Origin of the sequence: Lysinibacillus composti (genome assembly GCF_016908465.1) — a bacterium.
Lineage (GTDB): Bacteria > Bacillota > Bacilli > Bacillales_A > Planococcaceae > Ureibacillus > Ureibacillus composti_A.
In genome coordinates, this window is record NZ_JAFBDY010000010.1 from 43,198 (window position 1) to 56,799 (window position 13,602).

At 37.5% G+C, this 13,602-nt stretch carries 9 protein-coding genes; all 9 read left to right on the forward strand.

Translation table 11 applies throughout. The features are described from left to right. The first annotated feature begins 138 nt into the window (after positions 1-138). The 9 genes from JOD29_RS11840 (at position 139) to JOD29_RS11880 (ending at position 13,601) form a co-directional block, all read left to right on the forward strand. Positions 139-1,404: a YjiH family protein gene (locus tag JOD29_RS11840; RefSeq protein WP_239585695.1), complete on the forward strand. Its 1,266-nt coding sequence runs from the start codon at positions 139-141 to the stop codon at positions 1,402-1,404. A gap of 15 nt (positions 1,405-1,419) precedes the next feature. Continuing rightward, positions 1,420-3,081: a urocanate hydratase gene (gene hutU / locus JOD29_RS11845; RefSeq protein WP_124765239.1), complete on the forward strand. Its 1,662-nt coding sequence runs from the start codon at positions 1,420-1,422 to the stop codon at positions 3,079-3,081. 19 nt (positions 3,082-3,100) lie between these two features. Then, the gene (gene hutI / locus JOD29_RS11850; protein ID WP_124765241.1) at positions 3,101-4,369 is read left to right on the forward strand and encodes an imidazolonepropionase; all 1,269 of its coding nucleotides are present in this window, start codon (positions 3,101-3,103) and stop codon (positions 4,367-4,369) included. Next, the gene (locus tag JOD29_RS11855) at positions 4,366-5,370 is read left to right on the forward strand and encodes an agmatinase family protein (protein ID WP_124765243.1); all 1,005 of its coding nucleotides are present in this window, start codon (positions 4,366-4,368) and stop codon (positions 5,368-5,370) included. The genes hutI and JOD29_RS11855 overlap by 4 nt, the downstream gene beginning before the upstream one ends. A gap of 209 nt (positions 5,371-5,579) precedes the next feature. Next, positions 5,580-7,835 carry an McrB family protein gene (locus JOD29_RS11860; protein WP_124765245.1) on the forward strand — a complete coding sequence of 752 codons (2,256 nt, stop codon included), beginning with the start codon at positions 5,580-5,582 and terminating at the stop codon, positions 7,833-7,835. Then, positions 7,835-9,121 (forward strand): McrC family protein, encoded by a 1,287-nt coding sequence (locus JOD29_RS11865; protein ID WP_124765247.1) that lies wholly within the window; start codon positions 7,835-7,837, stop codon positions 9,119-9,121. Before JOD29_RS11860 ends, JOD29_RS11865 begins: the two co-directional genes overlap by 1 nt. Before the next feature lie 37 nt (positions 9,122-9,158). Beyond that, on the forward strand, positions 9,159-9,965 hold the full coding sequence (locus JOD29_RS11870) for a YitT family protein (protein ID WP_124765352.1): 807 nt from the start codon (positions 9,159-9,161) through the stop codon (positions 9,963-9,965). A gap of 872 nt (positions 9,966-10,837) precedes the next feature. After that, on the forward strand, positions 10,838-12,766 hold the full coding sequence (locus JOD29_RS11875) for a hypothetical protein (RefSeq protein ID WP_124765249.1): 1,929 nt from the start codon (positions 10,838-10,840) through the stop codon (positions 12,764-12,766). After that, positions 12,756-13,601 carry a hypothetical protein gene (locus tag JOD29_RS11880; RefSeq protein WP_124765251.1) on the forward strand — a complete coding sequence of 282 codons (846 nt, stop codon included), beginning with the start codon at positions 12,756-12,758 and terminating at the stop codon, positions 13,599-13,601. The genes JOD29_RS11875 and JOD29_RS11880 overlap by 11 nt, the downstream gene beginning before the upstream one ends. The last annotated feature ends 1 nt before the right edge of the window (position 13,602 follow it).

The window sequence follows — 13,602 nt, forward strand, 5'->3', positions numbered from 1 at the left end:
GATGTAAAGGGAAGGGGGAGAAATATGACTGAAAAAGTAGAAGAATTGTCAACTGATCTTATAGAAGATTCCGAAAAAGTTGTGCAGTTGCCAGCTAGCTATGTAGGGAATTCAAATAAAACAGTTACCACTTTAAAAATGATTGTATGTAGCCTCATTGGTATCTTTAGTTTCTTCGTGACATTTGAATGGAACGGCAAGTCCTCGATTCTAATTGACCATGTGGTGAACTTTTTATCTACATCATTTCCAACATTAATTACGGCCTATGTTTTAATTCTGCTCGTGGCTGGAGCAGTAATACCATTTGTAAATAAAAGCTGGAAGAAGGATACAGTCAGTCGAATTTTATCTGTCTTTAAATTAGTGGGTTTAGTTGTTGGAGTTATGTTGATCTTCGGAGTAGGCCCTGCTTGGCTATTTGCTCCAGATGTTGGGCCATTTTTGATGGATAAATTAATTAAACCTGTAGGCGTATTAATTCCGATTGGTTCGATCTTCTTAGCATTATTAGTTAGCTATGGATTATTAGAGTTTATTGGTGTATTTATGCAGCCGTTTATGAAACCAATCTTCCGTACGCCAGGTCGTTCAGCTATCGATGCAGTAGCGTCCTTTGTTGGAAGTTATTCAGTTGGATTGTTATTAACAAATCGCGTATTCAAACAAGGCAAGTATACCATCCGTGAGGCAGCCATCATTGCCACGGGATTCTCGACAGTATCCGTAACGTTTATGGTCGTCATGGCCAATACCCTCGATATTATGGAATATTGGACTGAATTCTTTTGGGTTTCCCTTGTTATTACATTTATTGTAACCGCTTTAACAGCACGTATTTATCCGCTTAACCGAATGAAGGATGAATATTTAGATGGAGCAACACCAGATCCAGAAGTTCATGTGACGGGCAAACGTTTCCAAACAGCGTATCAGGAAGCTTTACAGGCAGTAGAAAGAAATCCAGCATTCCTAAAAAATTTATATCTCCATTTAAAAGATGGGATCATCATGGCAATGGGGGTAGTTCCTTCTATCTTATCGATTGGTTTACTTGGAATCGTGCTGGCGTTGTATACACCAATCTTTGATGTGGTGGGCTATATCTTTACACCGTTTACTTATTTATTACAGTTGCCAGAGCCAATGTTAACTGCGAAGGCACTTTCATTATCCATTACAGAGATTTTCTTACCATCTTTATTAGTAACAGAAGCTTCATTGATTACTAAATTCATTGTAGCGAATGTATCGGTATCGGCGATTTTATTCTGTTCAGCCGTGATTCCGTTAATTTTATCAACAGAGATTCCATTATCTATTCGTGACTTAATTATTATTTGGTTTGAGCGAGTTGTCCTATCTTTAATACTCGTAACACCAATTGCATTTTTACTATTTTAAAAGGAGAGATTTATTATGATTACAACTAATAAAATTCAAGCACCAAGAGGGAACGAATTAACATGTAAAGGTTGGGAGCAAGAAGCGGCAATGCGCATGCTGATGAATAATCTGGATCCAGAAGTGGCAGAAAATCCAGATGAGTTAGTTGTTTACGGTGGGATTGGAAAGGCTGCACGAAACTGGGAAAGCTATAAGCAAATCATCGCATCTTTAAAGGAATTAGAAAATGATGAAACATTACTTGTACAATCTGGTAAGCCAGTAGCTGTATTCCGTACACATGAAAATGCGCCACGCGTGTTAATTGCCAATTCAAACTTAGTTCCTGCTTGGGCTAATTGGGATCATTTTTACGAGTTAGAAGAACGTAATCTAATGATGTATGGTCAAATGACAGCGGGAAGCTGGATCTATATCGGAGCACAAGGAATTTTACAAGGTACGTATTTAAGTTTTGTAGAAGCGGGCAAAAAAGTCTTCGGAACACCTGATTTAAGAGGGAAGTTCATTTTAACTGGTGGTATGGGAGGAATGAGTGGAGCTCAACCACTAGCTGGAAAAATGGCTGGAGCGGTGATCTTAGTGGTAGAGGTCGATCGCAATCGAATTGAACGTAAAATCAAAGAAGGGTACTGTGACTATTTAGTAGAAACAGTGGATGAAGCGCTTAAGTTAGTTAAAGAACTAACGGAGAAAAAAGAGCCTGCATCAATCGGATTAGTAGGAAACTGCGTAGATGTACACAGAGAATTACTAAATCGCGGAGTAACTCCTGATATTGTAACGGACCAAACGTCAGCTCATGACCCAATCAATGGCTATGTTCCAAATGGAATGAGCTTAGAGCAAGCATTTGAATTACGTGCAAAAGATCCAAAAGTATATGAGAAAAAAGCAAAGCAAGCCATGGCAGATCACGTACAGGCAATGCTTGATTTCCAAAAAGCAGGTGCAGAAGTATTTGACTATGGAAACAACATTCGTGCTTATGCAAAGGAAATGGGTGTTGAAAACGCATTTGATTTCCCTGGATTCGTTCCTGCCTATATTCGACCATTGTTCTGCGAAGGGAAAGGTCCATTCCGTTGGGCAGCTTTATCAGGTAATCCAGAAGACATTTATAAAACAGATGCCCTTGCAAAAGAAATGTTTGCTGAAGATGAAGGGTTGACAAACTGGATTGATATGGCGCAAAAAATGGTGAAGTGGCAAGGGCTTCCTGCTCGTATTTGCTGGCTAGGTTATGGCGATCGTCACCGTTTTGCACTAAAAGTAAACGAAATGGTCGCAAGTGGCGAGTTAAGTGGACCAATCGTATTTGGTCGTGACCATTTAGATTCTGGTTCTGTTGCATCGCCAAACCGTGAGACAGAAGGAATGAAAGACGGTTCAGATGCAGTATCAGATTGGCCAATTCTAAATGCTCTTATTAATACGGCTGGAGGAGCAAGTTGGGTAAGTGTACACCATGGTGGTGGTGTTGGAATGGGTTATTCACAACACGCAGGTCAAGTATTAGTGGCGGATGGCTCAAAATTAGCAGCCGACAAAATTAGCCGTGTACTTGTTTCAGATCCAGGAATGGGCGTTGTTCGCCATGCGGATGCCGGATATGATATTGCGATCCAAACAGCAAAAGAGAAAAATGTAAAAATGCCAATGCTAGAAAAATAGAAAAAGAGGTTGATGGAAGATGCCTACACTTATAAAAAATGCAAATGAAGTCATCACGTTAAAGGGTAACGGACAGGGTCCTCGTACAAAAGAAGCGATGAAGGAAATAGGCATTATCGAAAACGGTAGTGTTTTAGTGAACCAAGATCGCATTGTAGCGATTGGTACGTTAGAGGAATTGCAAAAGGAATATCCGGAGCTGATTGCCGATTCAGAAGTGATTGATGCGACTGGAAAAGTTGTCATGCCTGGTCTTGTGGACTGCCATACACATTTAGTGCATGGTGGTACACGAGAAAACGAATTCAATATGCGATTAAACGGTTCCACTTACATGGAAATTATGAATGCAGGCGGTGGCATTCATTCAACAACAAGAAGCACCCGCCAAGCTAGTTTCGAAGAGTTATATGAGAAAACATATAATCATTTAAATGAATTCTTAAAGTATGGAATTACGACGGTTGAGGCAAAAAGTGGCTATGGCTTAGACTGGGAAAATGAAAAGAAACAACTAGAAGTCGCAAAAAAGCTTCAAGAAACGCATGCCGTTGATATCGTCAGCACATTCATGGGGGCACACGCCGTTCCCGCTGAATATAAAGGCCGTGAAGACGAATTCGTTGAGATCGTCATTAACGAAATGCTTCCAAAAGTAGCAGAAGAACAGCTTGCTGAATTTAATGATGTCTTCTGTGAAAAAGGAGTATTCACACCTGAACAATCCCGCCGAATTTTAGAGGCTGGAAAACAATACGGGTTAACACCTAAAATTCACGCTGATGAGATTGAACCATATGAAGGTGCGGAAATGGCAGCAGAGGTAGGAGCAATCTCTGCAGAACATTTACTAGTAGCTTCAGATGAAGGAATCCAAAGAATGGCGGAAGCAGGAACAATTGCGGTTCTACTTCCAGGTACAGCATTCTTCTTACGTGCTCCATTTGCACGTGGTCGTCTCATGGTGGATGAAGGGGTACCAGTTGCGATTTCAACTGACTTTAATCCTGGTTCTTCGCCTACAATAAGCTTACCGTTTATCATGAACTTGGCTTGTATGAATATGGGCTTAACACTCGAAGAAGTATTAACAGCAACAACGATGAATGCAGCTTGTGCCATCAATAGAGGAGATCAAATAGGTTCTCTTGAAGAAGGAAAAAAGGCAGATATTTTAGTGTTGAATGTGGCGAATTATAAACAACTACAATATTATTACGGCATGAATCATACTCATCTTGTGATGAAAAATGGCCGTGTAGTAGTAAAGGATGGCGTACTTCAATGACAGAAGAACTCTATGAATATATTCAAAAAACTTCAACGGTATGGGTTCGAGAGCAAGGGCAAGATATCAAAGTGAAGGATTGGATTGTTCCTGTTTGGGAAGAGGCAAGAGAAGATTGGGATGCTGTACTTCTAGGTGTCCCGCTTTCACGCTCATCCATTAGTGCATCGGCTGCTTCAGAGTTTCCAAAGGCGTTCCGAAAGGCTTGGGAGCTTTTCACAACCTATTATTTTGACGAGCAGGTTGATTTTAGGGGATACAAAGTGGGGGACCTCGGCGATGTCAAAATGCATACCACTGATATTTTAAAGTGTCATGACAATATAGAACGTGCCATGAAGAGTGTTCAACAACAATTCCCGGCTTCTTTTGTTGCTTCTATTGGCGGTGACCATTCCATCACAGCACCGTTAGTAAGAGCGATTCAACGTAAAAATCCAGATAAAACAATAGGAATTGTCCAGCTTGATACACATCTAGACTTAAGAGATTTAAGTCAAGGCCCAACGAACGGTACGCCGATTCGTCAACTAGTAGAAGGCAATGTAGTAAAAGGTGAAAATGTATACAATATTGGACTTCACGGATTTTATAATGCACCATCCTTAATCGAAGCCGCACACGAACATAAGGTGAATATGATTTCCTTAAAGCAGCTTCGTTCCAAGGGAATTGCTCAACAAATACAAGAAGTGATGGAGCAATTATCGAAAAAAGTGGACATTGTATACCTAACAGTGGATATGGATGTGTTGGATATTGCCTATGCACCGGGTGTACCAGCCTCAACACCTGGAGGCATGCGGACTGATGAACTCTTTGACATCTTATTCGAGATGGGCAAATACCCAATCGTTCGAGCAATGGACTTTGTATGCATCGACCCAAATCGTGATAACCCAGCACTTTCAACTGTGAAGGCCACAACTTATGCATTTTTGACTGCTTTAGCATCTCGTTATATTCATCAAAGAAAAGCGGTGCAACAATTATCGATTTAATACAATCAAACCAAAAATGAACCCTGCACAAAAGGGGTTCGTTTTTTTTATTTTATAATTTGGGCTTTTCTCTTAAAACCAATCTTTCATTTACTACATAAACCTTTATAGACCCTAAATTCGTAACTTTATTGCTAAAATAGAGTAGCTATTTAATTTACATAAACGGTTTTGTATTGAATTTATGAATAAGAAAGGTTGGGAAATCAATGGATAGAATTGAAATGGTCATTCATAAATATAGAGGCATTACATTAGATTACATTATTTCGAACCATAAAGATAATTTCGTTAAGCAATATGAGATTACGGCAAGTTGGCATAAAGCCTATGAACAACGGGTAGAGGATACGAAATGGGAAGAAGAAAAGAAGGCAATATTTTTAAGAATAATTGAGAAAATCCGAACGAATACGGAAATTTTTACAGAAGAGGACACTAGTGATTTAGATATTTTTATTGGCTCGATTGACACACTTGTGAAAACCAACAATATGATTAACAATTTTAAATCTCACAGGTTAGATATTGTGTCTTTATTTAATGAAATGAAGAATCAGTCTGATTATCGAATCATTAGAGACAATTTTAACATGCCAGAAAAGCTTAGAGGGCATTTTGTACATCTTTATTCGATCGTAAAAAATATCCAATCCCCTAATGAATATGTTGTTGCATACAAATTTGAAAGAAGCGTTAACCAACTCATTTTTGGAGAAAGGTCGGACGATAATTACCTAGATTTACTACAAACTTATCAAAGTTTTAGCGGATATGGAGAAAGAAAAGATTTAGCATTTTACGTTTATACAGCCGTCATTTTAACTTTAATTGTAAATGAATTGAACAAGTTTGAATCTCCTTTAAACAAACAAGAATATAAAGAATTGAATAAACTAATCTTCCAATTTGGTACAAGAAGTTACGCCCTAAAATTAGATTGTTCTCTTCTTTCATACCAAACGGCGGCTACGATTTCGGAATTAGAAAATAAGCTAAACGATTCACCTTTTGTTTTGGAAGCGATTAAAACGGATTCCATCAATTTAAAAACAATTCAATATATACATGAATCTAAACTATATATTTGCAATCAATCTAAAAAGGAAATTGAATGGATAGCAACTGTTGAGGGTGTTTATTTAACGGAGGATGAAGTTCCTTCAAATGTAGAATTGATCAATCTTGAAACAGCTTCTTCTAAAGGGGATACCGTTTGGATTAAAATCGCAAGGTTATCGAAATTATCTACAAGACTTATGATTGATCAGTTAACACCTGTACATGGACCAAAAACAGCTGAACTGTCACAAAAGGAATTGCATTTAGTGTTTTCCAATCGTAAATCCCATTCAAAGGAGACTGTAAGAGTGAGAGAAGTGAATGAAGAAATCCTGCCAGACATCAACAATGAGGAGTTATCCATTTCTCAAAATACTATATTATTTGGACCACCCGGGACAGGTAAAACATATCAAGTTGCATCCCGTTCGATTGAAACTATTTTAAACAAATCGGCGGATGACTTTGAAGAAAATGGGATACGTGTAGACGATTTGTATAAAAGATATCAACAAAACGGCCAAATACGGTTTGTAACGTTCCATCAATCCTATTCATATGAAGATTTTATCGAAGGTCTACGTTCTGATGGGACAGCTTTTGTTCCGAAAGATGGCGTATTTAAAGAAATCGTAATAGAGGCTCTATATGAAGGACTTCAAAATCGCTCTGATACACTTGACTACAATGAGAAAAAACAATTGGTAATGGAAGCATTAGCGCAAAATAAGGAATTCAATTTCCGTCAAGCAAAGCGTTTTATCATGATTATCGATGAAATCAACCGTGCTAATATTTCAAAAGTATTTGGAGAATTGCTTACTTTGTTAGAAGAGGACAAGCGTGTGAATACGGAAAATGAGACACGTGTGAAACTACCTTATTCCGGAGATATGTTTGTACTACCTCCAAATCTCTATGTGATTGGAACAATGAATACAGCAGACCGTTCGATTGCTTTACTAGATACAGCTTTAAGAAGAAGATTTAGTTTTGAGGAAATTTTACCTCAGCCCTCGCTTCTATCACCAATTGAAGATATTGATTTGCCAAGCTTATTACATCGTATGAACCAGAGAATTGAAGCTTTATACAGTCGTGACCATATGATTGGGCATGCCTATTTCATGAATGTAGGAACAGAAGCTGAACTAATTTCAACGATGAAAAACAAAATTATCCCATTATTAAAAGAGTACTTTTACGATGATTGGGAAAAAATCGGCCTGGTGCTTGGTGGAATAGGGAAGAATGAAAATGACTCGTTCATTGTTTATCAAGAACAAGTGGATGTACAAGCATTATTCAATCGTGCCGCTAACTATACAGCATTGGATTTTCCACCAAAATATCGAGTGAAAGAAAACATGACGGTAGAAGATATTAAAGGGATATATGAATAATGAAAAACATTACGATTCGAGAAGCATATGATTGGCTTTATTTAGAGGAGCATCTGACAAATACCGAATATGTTCATCTCGTTCAATTTCTAGAACAGAAGTACAAAGATGAAAATGTAATTGAAATGGGCATTAGAAGATTGCGCTTTATTAATTTGGTAGGGGTCATTCAATTAAAAACCGTTCGAATAGAAATCCTACCGAAGCTGGCTTTGGATAATGAAGAAAGGTTAAATAGACGATCATTATTAAATATGTTAAGTCAGACGAGACAGTTACCAGTTCAGTTAAATGAACGTACTTTAAGTGAATTTGAAAAGACTGATCTTTCGCACATACTAGGCTATTTATATGTTACGGAATTGTATAAAGCTCTAAAACGAGGTTTATATAGAGGGTATGAACAAAAAACAGAGAACTTGAAGCATTTAAAGGGAAGACTATTAGTACCGCAACATATCCGTACGAATGGCACCCATTCCGTCAATGCGTTTTGTGAATTTGATGAGCTATCACCTAATATCCCATTAAATCAAGTGTTAAAAGCAGCTTTAAAAATTATTCATCCCTATTTGAAGAATATGGAGATAAAAACAAAAACACTGTTCATTTTTGAACTTCTTGAAGAAGTAGAGGATGTATATGCTAATCAGCAATTAATCGAAAAAATTCAAATGAATAGGCAAAATCAGCACTATGAAGGGGTTTTACAACTTGCCATTGCCATCATCAAATCTACGATGATGAACACTAGTGTAAACCATCAAATTGCCTATTCCTTTCTGTTTAAAATGAATGATTTATATGAAGCGTATGTGGGTGAATGTTTAAAAAGAGTTGTGGGTCCAATGCAACTCCAATTAGACTTGCAGCATAAAGAAAAAAGATTGCTTGTGAATGTACATTCAGGGAGAGAAAACATTTCCTTAAAGCCAGACTTTGTTATATCAAAAATTGAACAAAACCAACCGATTCCAACGGTCATCCTAGACACAAAATGGAAGAGCATACTCACAAATTCGCACGTAACCTATAGCCAGGCCGACATTTATCAGATGTATGCCTATATTACGGCTTACAAAACAGCAACCCGTTGTATTCTCATCTATCCTAAAATAGAAGAAGACGTGCTATTACCCAAATGGCTTGTACCAGAAATCTCACCTGAAAAACACATCGAGATAAAAATGGTTCGATTGGATAAAGTGCAGAATACAATTGATGATCTAGGTGGACTGTTATTAAATTCATTTGAAAAAGGCGATAATGATACAACGATAACTTAGGATCGAGCATTAGTTTACTGTAAGGGGGTTCAATGTGATGAAATATGTTATTGCCATCGTAGGTTCATTAATTGTTGCATTTGGTTTTAATTTTTTTCTAGTTCCGTATGAGATTTTAAGTGGTGGAATTAGTGGGGTTGCCATTTTGATCGGGTTAATTACTCCCTTTAATATAGGGTTAATGAATTTCTTACTTAATTTACCTTTACTTATTCTTGGATATTACAAGCTTGGAAAAACAATTACGGTGAATACGCTCATTTGTGTTGGATCACTTTCGTTTTTCTTATTCATACTGCCAGTGGTTCCAGCGACGCATAATATCCTGTTGTCGACCATCTTTGGAGGAATCATTAGCGGCATTGGAGTAGGACTGATTTTAAAATATTCGGGTACATCTGGTGGATTGGATATCATCGCCATTCTTATTTCTCGAGCAAGTAATTTTAGTGTGGGCCTCCTTCTAACAGGGATGAATGGTATCATTGTTCTGATTTCGGGTGCTGCATTTGATTGGGATATCGCGTTATACACACTTCTGTCGATTTATTTGGCTGGGTTAGTGATCGATCAAATTCACACAAATGACATAAAAGTAACGATGCAGATTGTCACTTCCAAAGGTGAGCTGATACGAGAGGATTTATTGAAGTCAATCTACCGTGGAATGACGATTACAGAGGGATACGGTGGATATACAAAAGAGAAAAAGCAAATTTTAATGATGGTCGTGACACGATATGAAACACTTCGAATAAAAGAAATCGTCCGTAAGCATGATGAACATGCATTTATCAACATATTTAAAACGGTTGAGGTAGTTGGTGTTTTTGTTAAGAATTAGAATGGTTCAAGTAGTAAATGACAGAAAAGAATTTGGTAAGTGCCAGGCACAAAAACAAGTTATGGATTGTTTTGTGCCTGGCACTAAATGTATACAATTTTAGCTTCGTAATTTCACAGTTTGAATATGGCAGTTTTTCAGTAATGTGGCATTGTCCGCAGTATGAGAAACTAAGTGTTTAATATACGCTTTTGCCAATTGTGCGTTATGCACGATTTTTTTCAATTTGCTACCGTGTTAAGGTGGCTGTTTCCGAAGATTGAACGGTCACTTGGGATAACTGGAATTTTGGTGGATCTTTTGGTTCAACAAAGAGCGTTGAATAGTAAGAATCCGCAATCGTTATGAGGTAGGCAAATATAAGTAATGCTTTCATTCAATGGTTCAAAATTAATCATGTGCTCCTTTATTAACGTCCATTTGGAACGGTATAAATAAGTATACGAAACGGTGATAGAAAAGTTTCAAATCTTTAGTATTTGAATGATAATGTCGAGAAGCGTTTATTTGAGATTATGATAAAACCTTGATTGTCCTGAGTGTAGGAAAGAAAGAGAGAAAAGCTGAATATTGGGAAGCTAAAAGTTGTGGGAAAAGAAATATAATACTTGCCACAACTTTTTTAATGGAAAACTATTTTCGAACACCAATAGGTAATTATATAAATCGATTCATCATTATTTGGACTATTCACCACAACATTTCCCAATCCGACCTTAAACCACTAATAAAAACAGGATCTAAATTTGTTATAATATTACAATGGACATAGTACATATGAATTAACAGTCACTCAAAAAAATCCTAAACACACAATTTTTTTTTGAGTAGATCAACCCCAAAAGACTCAAAACCAGAAAAGGAGACTAGAGATGCAACCATTTTGGAATTTTCCGGCTACGGCTGGTGGAACAATAAATTCGATAAATAACGCAGGGATAGAAACGTTCCGTGGCAATGAATTAGACTCGTTAACTCGCGAAATTTGTCAAAATTCACTCGATGCCGTGAAAGACGAAGAACAACCCGTCATTGTGGAGTTTAAACAATTTCAAATCTCAAGAAATCAATTCCCACAACGAGACGAACTTGTTAACGCCTTCAACAAATGTGAAAGCACATGGAAGAGTAAGAATACTAAAATCGAACAATTTGTAGAGCAAGCAAAATACATATTAAAGAATGACCAAATTCCATTCCTTAGAATTAGTGATTTTAATACAAAGGGTTTGGAAGGTGCCCGTACCGGAGAACTCGGAACACCATGGAGTTCACTCGTTAGAGAAGCGGGCTCTTCAAACAAAGGAGATAGTTCAGGAGGAAGTTTTGGTATCGGTAAGTCTGCGCCGTTTGCCAATTCAAAGCTACGTACACTCTTCTATTCTTCTTATGACATCACAGATTACCAGTCTCATATTGGTGTAGCGAATATCATGTCATTTGAAGAGAGACCTGGCTTTAACACGCTAGGAACGGGCTATTTTACGGACAGTCATAACTCAACAGCCATCTCAAACCTATTAAACCTAGATCCAAGCTTCCAACGTGACGAAACAGGAACGGACATCTATGTAACAGCATTTGAGCCAAAGGAAAACTGGGTTGAAGCAATACGAAACTCTGTGATTTACAACTTCTTTATTACAATTTGGCAAGATAAATTGGTTGTCAAGATTGAAGATGAAACGATTTCTCATGAAAACATTGGCACTCTCATTTCTAAACTCGATGATGATAAAGAAGAATATTGCCAAGTGAAGGCTTACTTTAAACTTTTAACATCTGAAGAAGGTATCCAAGTTCCTTACCCAGCTAAAAGGTATAAGAAAATCGGTGAGTTTAAAGAGGGAGAAGCAACTCTTTACATCATGAAAGGCGAAGATTTGAATCGACGTGTACTCATGACACGAAAAGCGGGGATGCGTCTATTTGAACAAAACCGTATTAGCGGAAGTATTTCCTTTACCGGAATTCTCATCATCCACGGAACACATATGAACCAAGTTTTTAAAAAGATGGAAAACCCAGCTCATACCGAATGGGAGCCAAACCGTTATGAAGAGGCACCAAGCGAAGCGAAGAAAGCATTTAGTGATTTACGTAAGTTCATTCGGGAGACCGTACAGCAACAATTCCAGGCGGAAACAACTGAAACAATGGATGCCTTCGGAGTAAGCGACTTCTTACCTGATACAACACAAGTAGCAGGGGAGGGGGATGAAAAGAAAGAATCCCTTACAATGAAAATCAAGTCTATCGCCCACAAGAAAAAAGAGAAGCCAAAGAAAAAAGTAAAGAAAAAACAGCAGAAAGAAAACTTTGAAGATACCTTAGAAGAAGTAGGGATTACACCAGAAGGCGATCAAGCAGGACACTCGAACGATGACCGCAATGAAGGAGAAGGTCTAGGTGGTGGCACAGGCAACCAACAGGGTGAACAAGGCCCTGCTGATGAAGGAACTGGTGGAGCTAAAGAAGGCAAAGGTGAAAAGGAAAAAAATAAACCGATTGACGTAGACACACGTTATATTTGTCTTGAAAAAGATTCCGGATTATATCGCCTAAACATCAAACCAGAGAAAAAGTTTGAAAAAGGGAAACTTGAATTTAAAGTATCCGGGGAGCAAAGTGATTATATTTTACCGGTCATAACAGTGACATCGAATGATATTGAAATCACAAGCATCGATAAAAATGTTGTGCGTTTCGTTAACTTAACAGGAAAAAAACCAAAAAACATTCAAGTTCAAGTAGATTACGAACAATATTGCGTACTGGAGGTGGACCTATATGAAATTTAATGGATCCTTCCCATATCCTGTTCTGACTTCTGAAAATGACAATTATAAAAAGTCGTCTTTTGAAACGACGATAGAAGCAGAAAAATCATTCGGTCAATTATATATCAATTTAAAATGTAGTCTACAAGATAAACAGATTACAGAACTAATTGCAGAAGAAAAAGCGAAGTATGCATTACATATCGAATGCCCACAAACCAGCTTCCGCCAAATTTATCAGTCAGAACAACCAAACATTACTGCTAAGATTCCAGACAATTTATTGCGCGGAAAAATTGATGTGCATCCGTTTATCTTAGCGAACGTGAAAATTGAAGATTATACAAACCCTAATTTAGATGATTTTTATCAGGGCTATCCGATTACGTTTGAAAAAGGGAATATCTTAGCGCTAGGTGAAGCGGTAGAGGTTGTATTATTTGAAGAAGATGAAGAATCGCATAACCTTCCATCAATCGTAACGGTTCGTCGTGTAGAAAAAGACAAGGTAATGACAGTAGATATTGACTCTGATCAAATCATTATAAAGCTACCTAAAGTCGAATATGACCAATATGCTATCAATGCTAGTTCAAGATTAAAAGAAACGATTTTATCGGTAGTTATTCTACCAAGTCTGGTAGATGTGTTTTATCGAATAAAAGATAATAGTGAAGATAACGCCGAATACAAATGGTACCAGGTGCTAACACGTATTTTTGAAAAGAACAATCGACCATTAAGTCAGGTTATAAATGGAACATTATCTCCTTTAGAAGCAGCACAAATGGTATTACAGCAGCCATTAGATAAAGCATTTAATGAAATCAAGAAATTTAACGAAACGGAGGACTAAC

Coding starts and splice junctions, on each gene's coding strand:
- JOD29_RS11865 (WP_124765247.1), top strand. CDS start 7,835: ATGAAAAACATTACGATTCGAGAAGCATATGATTGGCTTTATTTAGAG.
- hutI (WP_124765241.1), top strand. CDS start 3,101: ATGCCTACACTTATAAAAAATGCAAATGAAGTCATCACGTTAAAGGGT.
- JOD29_RS11880 (WP_124765251.1), top strand. CDS start 12,756: ATGAAATTTAATGGATCCTTCCCATATCCTGTTCTGACTTCTGAAAAT.
- hutU (WP_124765239.1), top strand. CDS start 1,420: ATGATTACAACTAATAAAATTCAAGCACCAAGAGGGAACGAATTAACA.
- JOD29_RS11860 (WP_124765245.1), top strand. CDS start 5,580: ATGGATAGAATTGAAATGGTCATTCATAAATATAGAGGCATTACATTA.
- JOD29_RS11875 (WP_124765249.1), top strand. CDS start 10,838: ATGCAACCATTTTGGAATTTTCCGGCTACGGCTGGTGGAACAATAAAT.
- JOD29_RS11870 (WP_124765352.1), top strand. CDS start 9,159: ATGAAATATGTTATTGCCATCGTAGGTTCATTAATTGTTGCATTTGGT.
- JOD29_RS11855 (WP_124765243.1), top strand. CDS start 4,366: ATGACAGAAGAACTCTATGAATATATTCAAAAAACTTCAACGGTATGG.
- JOD29_RS11840 (WP_239585695.1), top strand. CDS start 139: ATGATTGTATGTAGCCTCATTGGTATCTTTAGTTTCTTCGTGACATTT.